Source organism: Amycolatopsis jiangsuensis (assembly GCF_014204865.1).
Lineage (GTDB): Bacteria > Actinomycetota > Actinomycetes > Mycobacteriales > Pseudonocardiaceae > Amycolatopsis > Amycolatopsis jiangsuensis.
Window position 1 is genome coordinate 7281419 of record NZ_JACHMG010000001.1, and the last position, 17604, is coordinate 7299022.

16 protein-coding genes are annotated in these 17604 nt (G+C 70.0%); 7 read left to right on the top strand and 9 right to left on the bottom strand.

The genetic code is table 11. From position 1 onward, the window contains the following. Nucleotides 1-5 precede the first annotated feature (5 nt). From BJY18_RS32995 to BJY18_RS33010, 4 genes are all read left to right on the top strand, one after another. A complete protein-coding gene (locus BJY18_RS32995; RefSeq protein WP_184783770.1) occupies nucleotides 6-2384 on the top strand; it encodes a hydantoinase B/oxoprolinase family protein in 2379 nt (792 codons plus the stop codon). A gap of 125 nt (nucleotides 2385-2509) precedes the next feature. Beyond that, nucleotides 2510-3385, top strand: a complete 876-nt coding sequence (locus BJY18_RS33000; protein ID WP_312874041.1) for an alpha/beta fold hydrolase — start codon at nucleotides 2510-2512, stop codon at nucleotides 3383-3385. A 77-nt stretch (nucleotides 3386-3462) separates the two neighbouring features. Further along, nucleotides 3463-4023: a hypothetical protein gene (locus tag BJY18_RS33005; RefSeq protein ID WP_184783771.1), complete on the top strand. Its 561-nt coding sequence runs from the start codon at nucleotides 3463-3465 to the stop codon at nucleotides 4021-4023. Between the two features lies 1 nt (nucleotide 4024). Then, nucleotides 4025-5464 carry a dihydrolipoyl dehydrogenase family protein gene (locus BJY18_RS33010; RefSeq protein ID WP_184783772.1) on the top strand — a complete coding sequence of 480 codons (1440 nt, stop codon included), beginning with the start codon at nucleotides 4025-4027 and terminating at the stop codon, nucleotides 5462-5464. A gap of 138 nt (nucleotides 5465-5602) precedes the next feature. Here the strand turns inward: BJY18_RS33010 and BJY18_RS33015 are convergent, their stop codons facing one another. Beyond that, nucleotides 5603-6067 carry a MarR family winged helix-turn-helix transcriptional regulator gene (locus BJY18_RS33015; RefSeq protein ID WP_184783773.1) on the bottom strand — a complete coding sequence of 155 codons (465 nt, stop codon included), beginning with the start codon at nucleotides 6065-6067 and terminating at the stop codon, nucleotides 5603-5605. Between the two features lie 176 nt (nucleotides 6068-6243). On the opposite strand from BJY18_RS33015, the gene BJY18_RS33020 reads away from it, so the two are divergent. After that, nucleotides 6244-7482: an MFS transporter gene (locus BJY18_RS33020; protein WP_184783774.1), complete on the top strand. Its 1239-nt coding sequence runs from the start codon at nucleotides 6244-6246 to the stop codon at nucleotides 7480-7482. 29 nt (nucleotides 7483-7511) lie between these two features. Here BJY18_RS33020 and BJY18_RS33025 read toward each other — a convergent pair whose 3' ends face one another. Genes BJY18_RS33025 through BJY18_RS33060 form a run of 8 tightly spaced genes read right to left on the bottom strand, consistent with a single transcriptional unit; the run spans nucleotide 7512 to nucleotide 15995 of the window. Further along, nucleotides 7512-8255 carry an SDR family NAD(P)-dependent oxidoreductase gene (locus BJY18_RS33025; protein WP_184783775.1) on the bottom strand — a complete coding sequence of 248 codons (744 nt, stop codon included), beginning with the start codon at nucleotides 8253-8255 and terminating at the stop codon, nucleotides 7512-7514. Beyond that, entirely contained in the window at nucleotides 8252-9757 is a 1506-nt protein-coding gene (locus BJY18_RS33030) for an acyl-CoA synthetase (RefSeq protein WP_184783776.1), read from the bottom strand. Before BJY18_RS33030 ends, BJY18_RS33025 begins: the two co-directional genes overlap by 4 nt. Further along, nucleotides 9757-10542: an SDR family NAD(P)-dependent oxidoreductase gene (locus tag BJY18_RS33035; RefSeq protein WP_184783777.1), complete on the bottom strand. Its 786-nt coding sequence runs from the start codon at nucleotides 10540-10542 to the stop codon at nucleotides 9757-9759. The genes BJY18_RS33030 and BJY18_RS33035 overlap by 1 nt, the downstream gene beginning before the upstream one ends. A gap of 25 nt (nucleotides 10543-10567) precedes the next feature. Continuing rightward, the gene (locus BJY18_RS33040; protein ID WP_312874042.1) at nucleotides 10568-11326 is read right to left on the bottom strand and encodes an SDR family NAD(P)-dependent oxidoreductase; all 759 of its coding nucleotides are present in this window, start codon (nucleotides 11324-11326) and stop codon (nucleotides 10568-10570) included. Beyond that, nucleotides 11323-11727: a carboxymuconolactone decarboxylase family protein gene (locus tag BJY18_RS33045; RefSeq protein ID WP_184783778.1), complete on the bottom strand. Its 405-nt coding sequence runs from the start codon at nucleotides 11725-11727 to the stop codon at nucleotides 11323-11325. Before BJY18_RS33045 ends, BJY18_RS33040 begins: the two co-directional genes overlap by 4 nt. 9 nt (nucleotides 11728-11736) lie before the next feature. Continuing rightward, the gene (locus BJY18_RS33050; protein WP_184783779.1) at nucleotides 11737-13665 is read right to left on the bottom strand and encodes a hydantoinase B/oxoprolinase family protein; all 1929 of its coding nucleotides are present in this window, start codon (nucleotides 13663-13665) and stop codon (nucleotides 11737-11739) included. Nucleotides 13666-13668: 3 nt separating this feature from the next. After that, a complete protein-coding gene (locus BJY18_RS33055) occupies nucleotides 13669-15699 on the bottom strand; it encodes a hydantoinase/oxoprolinase family protein (RefSeq protein ID WP_184783780.1) in 2031 nt (676 codons plus the stop codon). A gap of 29 nt (nucleotides 15700-15728) precedes the next feature. Continuing rightward, entirely contained in the window at nucleotides 15729-15995 is a 267-nt protein-coding gene (locus BJY18_RS33060; RefSeq protein ID WP_184783781.1) for a hypothetical protein, read from the bottom strand. 137 nt (nucleotides 15996-16132) lie between these two features. Between BJY18_RS33060 and BJY18_RS33065 the strand changes: the two genes are divergently transcribed. Together BJY18_RS33065 and BJY18_RS33070 are read left to right on the top strand one after the other, a co-directional pair. Continuing rightward, nucleotides 16133-16909 (top strand): enoyl-CoA hydratase/isomerase family protein, encoded by a 777-nt coding sequence (locus BJY18_RS33065; protein ID WP_184783782.1) that lies wholly within the window; start codon nucleotides 16133-16135, stop codon nucleotides 16907-16909. Nucleotides 16910-16942: 33 nt separating this feature from the next. Then, nucleotides 16943-17602, top strand: coding sequence for a TetR/AcrR family transcriptional regulator (locus BJY18_RS33070; protein WP_184783783.1), 660 nt, complete (start codon nucleotides 16943-16945; stop codon nucleotides 17600-17602). Nucleotides 17603-17604 lie beyond the last annotated feature (2 nt).

Here is a 17604-nt window from a genome sequence, read left to right on the forward strand (position 1 = left end):
CTTCCATGACTGCCAGGATCCCCGGCGCGGACGAGTTCACCAGCCGCCCGATGCCCCGCGAAGAGCTGCTGCGGCAGATCTCGCCTTCCCTGTCCCTGCACCAGGTCGGCGACGCCGGCGTCGACGCGCTGACCTACGAGGTGATCCGGCACCGGCTCTGGGCGATCACCCAGGAGATGGGGGAAACGCTGCGGCGGATGTCCGGCTCCCACGTGGTCACCGAGTCCAACGACTTCAACTTCTCCATCTGCGACGAACTCGGCGAGCAGGTCCAGGTCGGCATGTACAACATCGGCCTGATCGGCTCGATGGACCTCGCCATCACCTGGACGCTGCGTCATCGCAGCGACAATCCGGGGATCGCCGAGGGCGACATGTTCCTGTGCAACGACCCGTGGATCGGCGGCGGGCTGCACCAGAACGACGCCGCGGTCCTGGCGCCGATCTTCCACGAGGGCAAGCTGTTCGGCTGGACGACGGCGATCGCGCACCAGGTCGACCTCGGCGGCCCGCGGCCCGGTTCGTTCAGCCCGTCGGCACAGGACGTGTTCGGCGAAGCGGTCCCGACCCCGCCGATGAAGGTCGTGCGGGACGGGGTGCTGCAGCGCGATGTCGCCGACGCCTGGGTTCGCCGGTCCCGGCTCCCGCACCTGGTCGGGCTCGACCTGCGCGCGAAGATCGCGGCGAACAAGAACGCGGCCGAGCAGATCCTGCGGCTGATCACGAAATACGGCGCGGACACCGTCAAGGCCGTGATGCACCGGATGATGGACGACGCCGAACAGCGCCTGCGTGCCAAACTCGAGACCCTGCCGGACGGGACGTGGACCGCGGTCGGCTACCAGGAGCAGTCGCGAACCGGCGACCGCGGGCTGCACCCGATCAAGGTCGCGATGACCAAGGAGGCCGACCGGCTCGTCTTCGACTTCCGCGGCACCGCGGGGCAGACCGGCATCATCAACTGCCCCTACCCGGGACTGCGCGCGGGGATCGTCTTCACGATGCTTCCGTTGCTGGCCGGGGACATTCCGTGGGCGGCAGGCGGATTGATGCGCTGCTTCGAGATCATCACCGAAGAGGACACCCTCACCAACGCCTCGTTCCCGGCCGCGGTCGGGAAGGGGCCGTTCGGGCCGGCTTGGGGATCGGGCAACCTCGTCGCCGAAGTGCTCGCGAGGATGCTGGACGCCGAACCCGGCCACCGCGGCGACGTGCAGTCGATCTGCAACGGCACCACCGATCTGTGCGTCGTGTCCGGAGTGGACACTCGCGGCGGCGGCAGCAAGGGCTTCGTGTCACCGGTGTTCGACGTCATGGCCGGCGGCTACGGCGCACAGGTGTACCACGACGGCGTCGACACCGGCGGACGGCTGATCATCCCCTCCGCGCGGGCACCGGACGTCGAGATGACCGAATACCTCTACCCGCTCGTCGCGCTGTGGCGCCGCGAGCAGACCGATTCCGGCGGGCCCGGCCGCCGGCGCGGCGGGATGAGCGGATCGGTCTGCTACGTCCAGCATCCCGACCAGGACGGGGCCATGTCGCTGGTCGTGTCGGGTACCGGGAAGGTCGCGAACCAGAACGTCGGCCTTGCCGGTGGCTATCCGGGCAACTCGCAGCTGGACCTCGTGGTGCGCGGGATCGACCGGCCTCAGCTCGCCGGTGCCACCACCATTCCCGGCGGCCTGGACGAACTCGGCGGCGCCACCGAAGTGCTGCCGTGCGAAGGGGAATCCGGCCTCGGCCCCGGCGACGCGCTCTACCTGCACTGGCAGGCAGGCGGCGGCTACGGCGACCCGTTGCTCCGTGCGGTGGAGAGTGTGCGTGACGACGTGCGCCAGGCCCGCGTCTCGCCGTCGGCCGCACGCGAGGTCTACGGCGTCGTGCTTTCGGGAGACGGCGAGGTGGACCAGACCGGCACGGACGAAGCACGTACCCGGCTCCGCGCCGAGCGCGCGGCCGGTGCCGGGTTGCCGGACGGTCCGGCGGTGTCGGTCGGTGGCTGGGAGTCGGTTGGCGTGGCGAGTGCCGGGTTGCCCGACCGTCCGCCGGGGCCGGCCGATGCTTCGGAACCGGCCGCCGCGCGCCGGCTCGACGACAACCTTGCCGTCGTCGAGTCGGCGGAGGGGCGGACCGTCGTCTGCACGCATTGCGGCACCCGGATCGGACCGCTGGCGGAGGGAGCGTTCGTGGCGGCGCTGGCCCGTCGCGACGCGGCACCCGCGGACGCCGGCCCGCACATCTGGGCCGACCCGTCAGTGTACGTGGACGCGGAAGTCGTGTTCCGACAACTGTTCTGCCCCGGCTGCCTGACTGCCGTCAACTCCCGCGTCGTGCCCGTCGAACACCCGCTCCCGCTCGACGACTACCGGCACTGGGCCTGAGGGAGCTGCGGTCCGAGATTCACCACAACGGATAGAACGTTCGGTCTTGACAACAGGTCGGAGTGCGGCCATGCTGATACAAGGTAGAACGTTCGGTCTTGCTGAGACCTGGAGGGGCTCTTGTGGTGATTCGACGGATTCGACTTCGTACCGCGCTGCTGTCCGCGGGCGCGGCGGTGCTCGCCACGGTCGGCGTCTCGGCGGCCGTGCCGTCCGCGGCAACGCAGGCCGTGGCCACGACGACCGTGTCCACGGTCGCGGGCGCTGCCTCGGCGAAGCCGGCCGAGCCCAAGCCGACCGTTGTGCTGGTGCATGGCGCGTGGGCGGACTCGTCCGGCTGGGCCGGGGTGATCACCCGGCTGACCAAGGCGGGCTACCCGGTGGTGGCCGCGGGAAATCCGTTGCGCGGCTTGGCCATCGACACGGCCGCGGTCAAGGACGTGCTGCGCGGCATCGAGGGCCCGATCGTCCTGGTCGGACATTCCTACGGCGGTGCGGTGATCACCAATGCCGCGGCGGGTGACCGCGACGTCAAGGCTCTCGTGTACGTGGCCGCGCTCGCTCCCGACGCGGGGGAGAGCCTCGCCGACCTGTCGGCGCAGCCCATCGCGCACCCGATACCGCCGGCGCCGGTCCGGGAGGTGCCGACGGTCGCCGTGGACGGGACGAAGGGCGTCGACCGGTACCTGGCGTGCGACGCGTTCCGGGCGACGTTCGCCGCGGACGTCGATCCGGTGACCGCGGCGACCATGGCGCTCACCCAGCGGCCGCTCGCGGCGAGTGCTTCGGCCGAGAAGACCGAGGCCACGGCATGGCGAACCATCCCCTCCTGGTACTTGGTGTCCACACAGGACCGTGTCATCGCGCCGGACGAGGAGCGTTATCTCGCCGCGCGGGCGAAGGCACACACCGAAGAGGTGCACGCTTCGCACGCGGTCATGGTGAGCCGCCCCGGCGTGGTCGCGCACCTGATCATCGAAGCCGACCACGGCACTCGCTGAATTTCCCCGCACCGAAAATCCCGAAACCCCCAGAACTCCGAAAACTCGGAACTTCCGAAAACTCCGAAAGGATCGTCATGACCACCGTGGACTCACCCGTCGTCGGCGGGTTCGCCCCGGCGCTGCGCCGGCTGTACTTCGTCCGGTTCGTCTTCGCGATCGTGTGGGCGGCCCTGCTGTTCCTCACGACCAAGTCCGGGCTGCCGCCGATCGGCATCGCGCTGGTCGTGCTGTACCCGCTGTTCGACGTGGCGGCCGCGATCGTGGACTCCCGTTCGTCGCGTGCCACCGGATCGGCTCGCGGACTGTACGTGAACATCGCGATCAGCTCGCTCGCCGCCATCGGCATCGCCATCGGCAGTGCCTCCGGGGTGCCCGCGGTCCTGCGGGTCTGGGGTGCCTGGGCGATCATCGCCGGGCTGGTGCAGCTGGTCGTGGCCATCACCCGCCGCACGATGGGCGGCCAGTGGCCGATGATCCTCAGCGGGGGCATCTCCGTGCTGGCCGGCGCCAACTTCATCATCGGCGCCTCCGCGGCGGAACCGTCGCTGTCCACTGTGGCCGGTTACGCGGTCCTCGGCGGCATCTTCTTCCTCGTCTCGGCGCTGCGTCTCGGCCGCGCCGCCAAGGCGCGCTGACATGGCCGCGATCACCTACGACGTCGTCGTCATCGGCGCGGGTCCGGTCGGGGAGAACATCGCCGACCGGGTGGTGCAGGGCGGATTGACCGCTGCCATCGTGGAGCGGGAGCTGGTCGGTGGCGAATGCTCCTACTGGGCGTGCATGCCCACCAAGGTATTGCTGCGCAGCGGTGCGGCGCTCCGGGCGGCCCGTCAGCTGCCCGGAGCCCGGGAGGCGGTCACGGGCGAGCTGGACGTGGCGGCCGTGCTGCGTCGCCGCGACTCCTTCGCCTCGGACTGGAAGGACGACGGCCAGGTGTCCTGGCTCGGCCAGGCCGGGATCCGGTTGCACCGCGGCCAGGGCCGGATCAGCTCCGCCCGGGTCGTCGAGGTGACCGGTGAGGACGGAACCACGACGACGCTGACCGCTCGGCACGCGGTCGTCGTGGCCACCGGGAGCGGCGCGCTCGTCCCGGACCTGCCCGGTCTGCGTGAGTCCGCGCCGTGGACCAGCCGTGCGGCAGCGTCCGCGAGTACCGTTCCCGCGCGGCTGGCGATCATCGGCGGTGGCGTGGTGGCCTCGGAGATGGCGACCGCGTTCACCGGGCTCGGGTCCTCGGTGACGGTGCTCGCCCGGGACGGGGTGCTGCCCACCGCGGAGCCGTTCGTCGGCGAGCTGGTCACCGAGGCGTTGCGGGACGCGGGTGCGACGGTGCGCCTCGGTGCCGAGGCTGCAGCCGTGGAACGCGACGCGGACGGAACAGTGCGCATCACGCTCACCGACGGCGAGCAGGTCGAGGCCGACGAACTCCTCGTCGCGATCGGCCGGACGCCGAACACCGAAGACCTCGGCCTGGACGCGGTCGGCCTGAAGCCGGGCGCCTGGCTCACGGTCGACGACACGCTGCGGGTCGTCGGGGAGGACGGAGCACCGGTCGGCGGCGGATGGCTGTACGCCGCGGGCGACGTCAACCACCGTGTGCTGCTGACCCACCAGGGCAAGTACCAGGCACGCGCCGTCGGTGACGTGATCGTGGCACGCGCGGAGGGCGAGCCGGTCGAGGGCGGCCGCTGGGGCCGGCACGCGGCGACCGCGGACGAACGCGCGGTGCCGCAAGTGATCTTCACCGAACCGGAGGTCGCCTCGGTGGGACTGACCGCGGCCGCTGCCGAGGCGGCCGGGCTGCGGATCCGCGTCGTCGACTACGACCTGTCCGCCACCGCCGGTTCGGCACTGCACGCCGAGGGCTACCGCGGCGACGCGCGGATGGTCGTCGACGAGGACCGGAAGGTGATCGTCGGGTTCACCCTGGCCGGGCCGGACGTCGCGGAACTGCTGCACGCGGCGACGATCGCGGTGGCCGGGGAGGTCCCGCTGGACCGGCTGTGGCACGCGGTCCCGGCCTTCCCCACGGTCAGCGAGGTGTGGCTGCGGCTGCTGGAGGCCTACGGGCGGTGACCGCCCGGCCCGGGACCCCGTTCCGCCCGCGAGCGCTGCGGAACGGGTCATCCGGCTGTCGGGAACCACGGAAAATCGTGACGGCAGCCGGAAATCCCGCGCACAGTTGCGTGGCGGACGAGAGCGGGCCGGCGTCGGTCAGGCCTGCACGGCGTCCAGGTCGGTCTCGCGGGCCGTGTCGGCGAGGCGGCGCAGCGCCGGCAGTGCGACGTTGATCGCCAGCTCCAGCGCTGCCGCCTCCTGCTCCGGCAGGCTCGCGACGAGGTCCGCGATCCGCTTCCGGCGGTGGGCGCGGCGCTGCGCCAGTACGGCCCGGCCGGACTCGGTGAGGGCGACCAGGGACGCCCGGCCGTCCTCGGGATCGCTGACGCGGACGACGAACTCCTGCCGCTCCAGGCGCTGGACCAGCTGGCTCATCGACGGCTGGCTGACGCCCTCCGCGGCGGCGAGCGTCGTCGTGCGCAGCGGGCCGTCCTCCTCGAGGCGGGCGAGGCAGGCGGTGGCCGTCATCGACAGGCCCGCCCGGGCGGCCTGGCGGTGGACGACCAGGCCGCGGATCACCAGGCTGGTCATCTGGTCAAGGGTGTCCACGATCTCGCCCATGCACGAAACTATATCGTGCCGTTATGCAGGCAACCAGTGGGACGCTTTCCCGCTGGGCCCGATGTGGTGAATTCACCCTTTCCTGCCGGAATCCTGCAGTCTTGACGCTGTGTCCGAAAACCTGATAGTAGATAGGTGCCCTATGTAACTGTCGTGCTCCCGTTCGGAGGACCCCGATGAGTGGTGCCCACGGTGCCGGCCTGTTCAAGCAGCCGAAGGCCGTGTTCGCCGTCGCCTTCGCCTGCGTCGTCAGCTTCATGGGCATCGGGCTGGTCGACCCGATCCTGCCGGCGTTGTCCGAACAGCTGCACGCGACGCCCAGCCAGGTGAGCCTGCTGTTCACCAGCTACCTCGTGGTGACCGCGGTCGCCATGCTCGGCACCGGCTGGGTGTCCAGCCGGATCGGTCCCAAGTGGACACTGATCGCCGGGCTGGTGCTGATCGTGGTGTTCGCCGCCGCGGCCGGCTCGTCGGACTCGATCGGCGGCATCGTCGGCTTCCGGGCGGGCTGGGGGCTGGGCAACGCGTTGTTCATCGCGACCTCGCTCGCGGTGATCGTCGCGTCGGCCACCGGCGGTTTCGCGGGCGCGATCGTGCTCTACGAGGCGGCGCTGGGGCTGGGCATCGCGGCCGGCCCGCTGGTCGGCGGGCTGCTCGGCAACCTCAGCTGGCGTGGCCCGTTCTTCGGCGTCGCGGTCCTGATGGCGGTCGCACTGCTGGCGACGATCACCCTGCTGGACAAGACTCCCCGGCCGGCGCACAAGACGTCGATCGCCGCGCCGCTGCTGGCTCTGCGCCACCGCAGCCTGCTGACCATGAGCCTCACCGCGGTGTTCTACAACTGGGGCTTCTTCACCATGCTGGGCTACGCGCCCTATCCGATGGAACTCAACGCGATCCAGCTCGGTTTCGTCTTCTTCGGCTGGGGCCTGCTCGTCGCGTTCTTCGCCGTCGTCGGCGCGCCGCAGCTGCAGCGCCGGTTCGGCACCGCACCGTCGCTCTACGGCGCGCTGGGCTTTTTCGCGCTCCTGCTGCTGCTCATCGGCCTGTTCACCGGCAACCGGGTGCTGCTGATCGTCTGCGTCGTCGCCTCGGGCATCGTCGTCGGGATCAACAACACGCTGACCACGCAGGCGGTCATGCTGGTCTCCCCGGTGGAACGCCCGGTCGCCTCGGCCGCGTACGGCTTCGTCCGCTTCATCGGCGGCGGCCTGGCCCCGTTCGTCGCCGGGCTGATGGTCGACGCGTGGAACATCCACGTCCCGTTCGTCGTCGGCGCGGCAGCGGTGGTCCTCGGCATCGCGGCCCTCACGACGGGACACCACATGCTCCGCGACGCCGACGCCCGCATGCGAGCGGAACAGGCGCAGCACACCGAAACCGAGAGCACCGGCGAACCGGCCGGGCACCACTGAGGCGCGAGCCTTCCCCGAACGTCTCGAGGTCAGGCGGTCCAGCCGCCGTCCACGGTCAGCGTGCTGCCCGTGGTGTAGGTCGCAGCGTCGGAAGCCAGGTAGACCGCGGCCCCACCGAGTTCGGGCGGGCCGGCGATGCGCCCCTGGGGGATGTTCGTGTGGATGCGCTCGTTCCATTTGCTGCTGACCAGACCTTCGGACAGACCGGTGTGGAAGTAGCCTGGTGCGAGTACGTTCACCCGGACGCCGCGGGGCGCCCATTCGACCGCGAGCACCCGCGAAAGGGCTTCGACACCGCCCTTGCTCGCCGCATAGGCCGCGATCCGGTCGAATCCGCTGCGCGCGTGCACCGAGGACACGGTGATGATCGACCCGGATCCCTGCTCGAGCATCCGGCGGCCGGCGGCACGAGCGCAGAAGTACGTACCCGTCAGGTTCACGTCCAGGATGTGCGCCCAGTCGGCGTCGGTGCTGTCCTCGCTGCGCCGGAAGGACGGGCTGATCCCGGCCGCGGTCACCGCCACGTCGAGCCGGCCGAACCGGTCGGCGATCGCGGTGACGCAGCTGTCGGCGAAGCCCGGCTCCGACACCGAACCGGGCAGCACCAGCGCGGAGCCGGCGGCCGCGGCGAGCTCGTCGAGGTCCGCGCGCGTGCGCGAGGTGAGCGCCAGGGTCGCCCCCGCGTCGGCGAGCGCCGCGGCGATGGCCCGCCCGAGGCCCTTGCCCGCGCCGGTGACCCAGGCGACTTTGCCGGTGAGGTCGAAGGTACTCATGCTCGCAGATTCCGCTTCAGGACCTTGCCCGACGGGGTACGCGGCAGGGCGTCCAGGAACACCAGGTCGGCCGGGACCTTGAACTTCGCCAGCCGGGCCCGGCAGAACCCGATCAGCGTGTCCGGGTCCGGCGACGCGCCGGGCCGCAGGACCACGAACGCCTGCGGTACCTCACCCCAGCGGGGGTGACCGAGGCCCACGACCGCCGCCTCGACCACGTCCGGGTGCTCGTAGAGCACGCGCTCGACCTCGGGGGTGGCGATGTTCTCGCCCCCGGAGACGATCATGTCCTTCTTGCGGTCCTCGACGTAGAGGTAGCCCTCGGCATCCACCCGGCCGATGTCCCCGGTGTGGAACCAGCCGTCCCGGAACGCCGCGGCGGTGGCTGCCTCGTCCCGCCAGTACCCGGCACTGACCTTCGGACCGCGCACGGTGATCTCGCCCAGTTCACCCACCGGCAGCTCCACATCGGTGTCATCGACGATGCGCACCTCGAGATGCACCACTGGGCGGCCGACCGAGCCGATCTTCGCGAGCATGTGGTCGTAGTCGTTGAAGGTGTCCCCGGACACGGTTTCGGTGAGTCCGTAGGCATCGGCGAACCACGCGTGCGGGAAGGCCGCGAGGATCCGTTCCACCAGCGGGACCGGCATCTGCTCCCCACCGCCGATGATGAACCGGATCGAGGAGGTGTCCCGCTGCCCGAGGTCCGGCAGCCGGAGGATCGCGTTCATCATCGCCGGCGCCAGCCACACGTTCGTCGGGCGCTGTCGCTCGATGGTCGCGATCACTTCCTCCGCGTCGAACTTCCGGAGCACGATGAGCGACCCACCGGCGTGCAGGGTACCGACGCCGGGCAGATCGAAGCCGCCGACGTGGTAGAGCGGGCCGCAGACCAGCGTCGTGTCGGCGGCGGTGATGCCGAATTCGACGATGTGCGCCAGGTTCTTCCAGGCGAGGTTGCCGTGGGTGATCGCGACGCCCTTGGGCCGCGACGTCGTCCCGGAGGTGTACATCAGTCGCTGCAGATCGTCCGGCCCGGCGGCGGCCGGTGCGACCCGGCGGCCGTGGCCGGCGCCGAGCAGATCGGCGTATCCGATCCAGCCCTCGGCGGTGCCGTTCAGCAGCAGCCGGTGCTCGACCGCCCGGAGGGGGACGCTGTCCAGCGCCGGCTGGAACTCCGGTTCGCTGAGTACCGCGCAGGCACCGGAGTGGTCGATGATGTAGCGCCATTCCTGCGGGGAGAGCCGGTAGTTCAGCGGCAGGAACGCCGCACCGATCCGGTTGACGGCGAAGGCGGTTTCGAGGAATTCGAGGTGGTTGTAGAGCAGGATCGCGACGACGTCGCCGCGGCCGATCCCGAGATCGGCCAACCCGGCTGCGAGGGCCTCGACCCGATCGAGAAGCTCGCGGTTGGTCAGCTCGCGCTCTCCCTGGCTGAGCACGACGCGCTCGGGAGCACGGCCGGTGTTGTGGTCGAGGATGGCTGCGAAGTTCGGCATCACTGCTCCCTGGCGTGAAAGCTGTGCAGCTGGGCGCCGGCCTCGCCCCAGTGGATGGTGCTGATCATGCCGCCGTCGGCGACGAGGTCGGTGCCGGTGATGTAACCGGCGTCGGGACCGGCGAGGAAGGCGACCGCGGCGGCGATGTCGTCCGGTTCGCCGATCCGCCCGACCGGGGTGTTGGCGACGGTGGCGGCGTGGATCTCCGGGGTGCTCAGGGTGTCCCGGTTGAGTCCGCTGTGGACCACGCCGGGGCTCACCGAGTTGATCCGGATCCCGTCCACGGCCAGTTCGGCGGCGAGCTGCCGGGTCAGTGCCAGTACGCCGCCCTTCGCCGCGGTGTAGGAGGAGAAGCCGTAGCCGGTGTGCCCGGCGATCGAGGCGATCTGCACGATCGATCCGCCGCCACCCGCGGCCATCCGCGGGATCACCTCCCGGAGCACCACGAAGTAGCCGGTGAGGTTCACGTCGAGCACCCGCCGCCATTCCTCCACAGTGGACTCTCGCAGGGTCTTGCGGACGATGATCCCGGCCGCGTTGACCAGCACTTTCGGCGAGCCGAAGCGGGCGGTGGCCTCGCCGACGGCGGTCGCGACCTGCGTCTCGTCGGTGACGTCTGCGGTGAACGCCGCCGCGCCGGGCACTGCGGCCGCCGTCTCCGCCGCGGCTTCGCCGTTCGCGTCCAGTGCCGCGACCGCGAGCCCGGCAGCGCCCAGCCGCCGGGCGCAGGCGCGGCCGATCCCGGAACCCGCGCCGGTGACGATCGCGCATCCCGCTGTGTCCACTGCGCATCTCCTGTTCGTCCGGGCCTCAGCCCATTGCGTAGCCGCCGTTGACGTCGATCACCGCGCCGGTCAGGTAGCTCGCGGCCGGCGAGGCGAGAAATGCCGCGACCCGGGCGATCTCCTCCGGCCGGGCCAGCCGCCCCAGCGGGTTGTAGTCCGCGGAGTAACCCTTGCCTTCGACCATCGGGGTGTCGACGACGCCCGGTGCGACGGCGTTGGCGATGATTCCGTTGCGTGCTTCGGTTTTGGCCAGCCACTTGACCACTGCGTGCACGGCACCCTTGCTGGCCACGTAGTGCGGGCCGGCAAGCACGCCACCGACCTTGCCCGCCACGGAGCCGAGGCACACAACGCGCGAACTGTTGCCCCGCAGGAACGGAAGGGCGCCGCCGATGCACCACAACGTGCCCTTGACGTTCACGCCGAGCACCCGGTCGACCTCGTCCTCGCCGAGTTCGCCGAGCGCGACGGTCTCGCCGTAGATCGCCGCGCAGGTCACCAGCGCGTCCAGCCGCCGTCGCGCACCGGCTGCTTCCGCCATCGCCGCGGCGACGGCGTCGCGGTCGGTGATGTCGGCCTCGATCCCGGTTGCCGACCCACCCAGCCTGCCGATCTCGTCGACAGTCCCGGTGGTAGCACGCACATCGAGCACGGTGACGTGCGCGCCGGCCAGCGCGAGTTCGACGGCGACGCGGCTCCCGATGCCGCGGGCGGCCCCGGTGACGACCACGCGCTGCCCGGCCAGGGAGGCCGGGCCGCGCGGATCGAGGACACCGGAGGTCACGGCGCCGGTTCCTGCTGCCGCTCGTGGGCGGCGAGCTCCTCCATGAGCACCGGGACGCCGAGCGTGCAGGTGTGGATGCCGAGCACGCTCGTGAGTTCCAGCACCTCCATGATCTCCTCCTTCGTCGCGCCGTAGCCGAGCGCGTTGCGGATGTGCTGGCGCAGCCCGGGCTCGTAGAGGTGCGTGGTGGACGCGTCGATCGCGGTGTAGATCAGTTCCTTGACCTTCGGCTCGAGTACCCCCTTGCGCCACGGCACCGCGGAGAAGTCGAGGTAGGCCTGGAAGAAGTCCGGATCGAGGCCCAGCAGCCCCTCCCAGAAAGTGTTCCAGTAGCCGCGCTCGCGAATGAAGGTCTCCCGCAGCTCGTTCTGGCGCTCGACGGCAGTGCTGGTGTCGGACATCGTTGCTCCTTACCGCGCGGCGAGTTCGGCGCGTCGCTTCGTGGTCGCGTCGTGGTCGATCTTCAGGCCCTCGGGATCGCCGTGCGGATCCCCGCTGATGACGACGCCGTAGTCGCGGTAGGCGCCCTCGATGGTGACGTACTCGTCCCGGACGTCCCGGCAGACCCGTTCCGGGCTGCGCTGCAACGGGGAACCCCAGCCACCGCCACCGTTGGTCAGGTAGCGGAAGACCGCGTTCGGCTTCGTGTGCCACACCGGGGTGCTGGCGAAGTAGAAGTACTCGCCGTCCGGGTCGATCGTCCTGGTCTCCGGGTCGAGCATGCCGGCGACCGGAGTGGCACCGGCGTAGACGTCCGGGGTGGTGGCGATGAGGTCCTTGTCCCGCGGCACGTTCCGGTACTCCGGATGGAAGACCCAGGTCGCGCCGAGTGCGCCCGCCTGCCCGCCGTACACACCCACCCCGCTCGCGGACTTCGTGTGCAGGGGACTCGACCAGTGCTCGGCTTCGGTGAGGTAGAGGGTGTCCTTGAGCACGGCCGCGCCTCCGCGGTTTTCCCCCGCGCCACAGCTGTCGGGCGCGTATTCCTTGCGCAGCACGACAGCGGGTAGCTCCGACTCGACCGCTTCGGTGGCCGGATCCAGGTTGTTGGCCTGGTAGACCACCGAGTAGCTGTCGGCGTCACCGGCTTCGGTCGCACCCCACGGACCGTGCTCGCCACCGCACTGGGCGGTGGTGACCCAGGGAGTGCCGTCGGCGAGGACACCGTTGGCGTTGTGGATGTTCAGCGAACCGTAGTCGCCACCGACCGCCTTGCGGCCCAGCGCCTTCTCCAGCGCGCGAAACACCGCCAGCAGCACCGGACCGGTGCTCTCCCAGTACAGGAACACCGCTCCGTCCGGTGGGGTGGCGCTGATGAACGTCCCGGCGGGCAGCACGATGTCGATCGGCCGGTAGGCGCCGGAGGTGAACGGCGTGGCGGGGTCGATCAGGAACTTCAGCGCTACGCCGACCGCCGTCTTGGTGTCGAGGATGCCGGCGTTGATACTGGTGCGCGCCTGCGGCGAGGTGCCGCTGAAGTCCAGCTCCATCCGGTCGGCGGCCTTGGTGATCTTCAGTTTGATCCGGTACTCGATGGAATCGTCGACGCCGTCGCAGTCGATGCCCTCCTGCGCCTCGTAGACCCCGTCCGGCAGTGCGGCCAGCGCGGTGCTCATCGATTCCGCCGAGACGTCGGTGGCGTAGCGGATCGCGCCGAGGTAGGCCGCCGTCCCGTAGCGTTCGACGCTTTCCAGGATCAGCTGCTCGCCGAGCAGGAGGTTCTGGTAGATCGTCTTGATGTCGGGCAGCAGCAAAGCGCAGAACCGGGCGTTGTCGAAGATCAGGTTGAACGACGCCTTGACCGGTTTGTCATCGCGGTAGAGCAGCATCGGCGCGATCACGAGGCCGTTCTCGTAGACGTTGCGCTTGGTGCCGCTGAATCCGGCCGGGACCACGCCACCCATGTCGAGCTGGTGCGCGCGCAGGGTGACGAACGAGATCAGCTTGCCGCCGTGGAACACCGGACGGATGAAGCAGATGTCGTTGACATGGTTGCCCGCCCGGTAGGGGTCGTTGCAGATGACCACGTCGCCGGGAACGAGATTCTCCGGCCCGTACTCCTCGATGGTGTTGCGCACCGCCTCGGACATCGTGCCGAGGAACATCGCGAGGCTGTTGCTCACCGACGACATCGGGTAGTTCTGCTCGGGCGGGCCGGAGATCGTCGCGGCGAAGTCGTACCAGTCCCGCAGGATCAGGGAGAAGGCATTGTTCAGCAGGCCGGTGCACATGTGCTGGACGATGTAGCGCATCCGGCTCGCCAGCACCGAGGCGGTGAACCGGTCGGCGCCGTAGAGCTCGGTGAACTGGGCGTCGTCGAGGTCTTTGAGGGAGGTCATGGCTCACGCCTTCCGGATGCGCAGCTCGCCGTGGGTGCCGACCGTGGCGGTCTGGCCGGGGACGAGGAAGGTGGTGGACAGGGGCTCGCGGATGACCGCGGGGCCGGGGATCCGGTCACCGGCGCGCAGGTCGGTCCGCTGGTACTCGCCGGCTTCGAGGACGTCGTCGGTGAGATGGCGGATCTGCAGGGTGCGCGTGGGCTGAGCAGTCTCGCCTTCGGGACGTTCCGGCAGGGTCGGGTACTCGACCTTGTCCGCTTCGACGACAGCCTGAACGCGGTAGGTGACGCCCTGCACCGGGAGCGCTTCGAACGTGTTTCCCGAGCGTTCGCCGTAGGCCTCGTGGAAGTTCGCCACCATCTCGGCGACCGCGGCCGCGTCGATCTCGCCGTCCGGTACGCCGACGAACGGGGTCTCCCACGTCTGCCCGGCCAGGCGGCCGTCGAAGCTGCGGACGAACCGCACGTTGTGGCGGTCCTTCTCCTTCAACCGCTCGCGCAGCCGCTGCTCCATCGAGTGGTAGACCTTGTCGATCTGCTCGGCGGCCTCGGCGGTGAGCAGCGTGTAGGCACTGCGGCTGTCGGCGTAGACCAGGTCGGAGCTGACCAGGCCGAGTGCGGAGAACAGGCCGGGATGCGGGGGCACGATCACCTCGGCCGCGTGCACCAGGTCGAGCACCGCGGGCAGCAACATCGGCCCGGCCGCGCCGTAGGCGACCAGGCTGTAGTCACGCGGGTCGACGCCGTGCTGGATGGCGATGTTGACCACGCCTTCGGCGATGTTGTTGATGCCGATGTTGAAGGCGTAGCTGATCCGCTGTTCCAGCGACAGCTTCGAATCGAGTGCCTCGAACGCCTGCCTCGAGAGTTCCGGATCGAGCTTCATCCGCCCGCCGGCGAAACCGTCCGGGTCGATGATGCCCATCAGCAGGCAGGTGTCGGTCGTCGTGGGCTGGGTACCGCCGAGGCCGTAGCAGGCGGGGCCGGGGTCGGCGCCGGCGCTGCCGGGTCCCACCTTGAGCTCGCCCGCGGCGTTGATCGTCACCAGGCTGCCGCCACCCGCCCCGATGCTGGAGATCTCGTTCGACAGGGCGTTCACGATCAGGTCGTGTTCGAGTTCGAAAGTGGTGTTCACGAACGGTTTTCCGTCGGTGACCATGCTGATGTCGCAGGAGGTGCCGCCGACGTCGGCGCACAGCAGGTCGCCCGCGCCGATCAGGGTGCCGAAGTGCGCGCTGGACACGGTTCCCGCCGCGGGGCCGGCGAACACGATCCGGAAGGGGTGTTCCATCGCGACGTCCGAGCGCACCAGCTGGGCGGCGCAGTCGGCGAAGTTGAGGTCACCGTCGAAGCCGAGGTCCCGCAACCCGGTGTCGAGGCGCTGGGTGTAGGCGTCGTAGGTCAGGCGCATGAAGACGTCGACGACGGTGGTGGAGGCCCGCGCGAATTCCTTCGCCAGCGGGGAAACGTCACTCGAGATCGACACCGGGATGTCCCCGAGTTCCTCGTGCACCAGTTCGCGGAGACGGTCCTCGTGGTGGCTGTTGACGTAGGCGTTGAGCAGGCAGATCGCGACGCCTTCGACGCCGCACCTGCCCAGGATCCGCAGCTCCTGGCGGGCGTGGTCCTCGTCGAGCTGGATCAGTACGCCGCCGTCGGCGGTCAGCCGCTCGCGGATGCCGCGCCGGAGGTACCGGGGCACCAGCGGCCGGTTCGCGTCGCCGTAGGAACGGCGCCAGGCCGGATTGGTCAGCCCCTCCACCGGGCGCCAGGTGCGTCCGACGTCGAGGATGTCGCGGTGGCCCAGCGTGGTCAGGAACGCGATCTTGGGCAGCCGCCGGGTGATGATCGCGTTGAGGCCGTGAGTGCTCGCGTGGTTGAAGACCGCCGAGTCGCCGACTCCGATCTCCTCGGCACCGCGCAGCACCCCGCGTTCGGTGGTGCGCACGTCGGTGGCGACCTTCACGGTGCGGATCTCCCCGCCGCTGATGGCCACCACGTCGGTGAACGTGCCGCCGACGTCTACTCCGATCATGGATCTTCCCGCCTTTCCCGAATCTGTGGTCAGTCGACGTCGAGGCCGTCGGAGGTCAGCACGATCGGTCCGAGCAGCGGGCCGCGTTCGCGGCTGACCGACCGAAGCGTCTTCTGGTGCTTGACGACGGTGAACCAGCCGCCCTCGCTCAGCACCGGGTAGCGGCGGAAGTCGGCCGCCGAGGATCCGGGGAAATCACGCTCGAGGTCGACGCCGAGCGCCTTCAGCTCATCGGCGGTGACCTCGTCCCGGGCTACCGAAAGTCCTTCCGGGACAGATGTTTCGACTGCGTCCATGGCCATCACTCCGGTGTGTTGTGCCGCTGCCGAGTTTCGTGTACCAATCGGTCTAAGAAACCGTGATGGGGAGCACTGTAGGTCTCCGTCAGCGGCCTGACAAGCCCGAACCGGGTGAGAGAAGGAGCGAGGCGAGGATGCGGACACGGGTGCGGCTCGACACGGCGGAGCGGGTGACCACGGTCCGGCTGGACGCGCCGCCGTTGAACGCTTTCGATACGGAAATGCGGCGCGAGCTGGCCGAGGCGGCCCGGCTGATCGCGGACGACAGCGCCGTCCGCGCCGTGGTCCTCTACGGTGGCGAGCGCTGTTTCGCCGCGGGCGCGGACATCCGGCAGCTCGCGGCCTTCGGCTTCGAGGAGATCGCCGGCTGGAACCGGGCGATGCAGGAGACCGTCACGGCTTTCGCCCAGCTGCCGATTCCGGTCGTCGCCGCGATCACCGGGTACGCCTTGGGTGGCGGGATGGAACTGGCGCTGGCCGCGGACTTCCGGATCGCTGCGCAGGACGCCGTGCTCGGGCTGCCCGAGGTACTGCTGGGCATCATGCCGGGTTCGGGCGGCACCCAGCGCCTCGCCCGGCTGGTCGGCCCGTCCCGGGCCAAGGAGCTGATGATGACCGGCCGCCGGATCGCCGCCGCCGAGGCGGCCGAGCTGGGCATCGTGAACCGGCTCGCCGAAGACCCGTACGCCGCGGCGCTCGAGTTCGCCGGTGCGCTCGCGCAGGGGCCGCGCTTCGCGCTCCAGGCGATCAAGGAAGCGGTCGACCAGGGGATCGACAGCCCGCTGGCCGACGGGCTCGCCCTGGAGCGGTCGCTGATCGCCGGCCTGTTCGCCACCGCCGACCGGGACGCCGGCATGGCCTCGTTCCTGCGGCACGGGCCGGGCAAGGCGAGCTTCGGCGACCCTGCCTAGAGTGAAGCTCGGAAAACCCAGCGAGGGGGAGCGATGCCGAGACCACCGGGGCACGGGCCCGGTTACGAGGTCAAGCGCCAGGAGATCATCGACAAGGCCGCGGCGCTGTTCGCCAAGCAGGGCTACGCCGCGACCGGCATCGCCGAACTCGGCGAGGTGGTGGGGCTGGCCAAAGGCGCGCTCTACTACTACATCGGGTCCAAGGAGAACCTGCTGGTCGAGATCCAGGACCGGGTGCTCGGGCCCCTGCTGACCTCGGCCCGCCGGATCGCCGCGCTGGACGAGGACCCGGTACTGCGGCTGCGGTTGCTGTCGGAGACATTGCTGGGCAACATCCTCGAACGGCTGGACCACATCTGGGTCTACGAGCACGACTACCGGCACCTGCGCGGGGCGAACCGCTCGCGGTTGCTGAGGCAGCGCCGCGAGTTCGAGAAGATCGTCCTGGACCTGCTGGTCGCGGCGATGGAGACCGGCGCGTTGCGGCAGCTCGACCCGCGGCTGGCGATGCTGCAATTCCTCAACCTGCACAACCACACCTACCAGTGGGCGCGGCCCGGCGGAGGCTGGGACGCGGCCTTCCTTTCCCGGGAGTACTGCGCGACGCTCATCGCGGGGTTCTGCGCCGACGGTTACGACGTGGCAGGGCTGGAGAAGCGGCTGGCGGATTTCCGCTCCCACGCCTGCCACTGAAC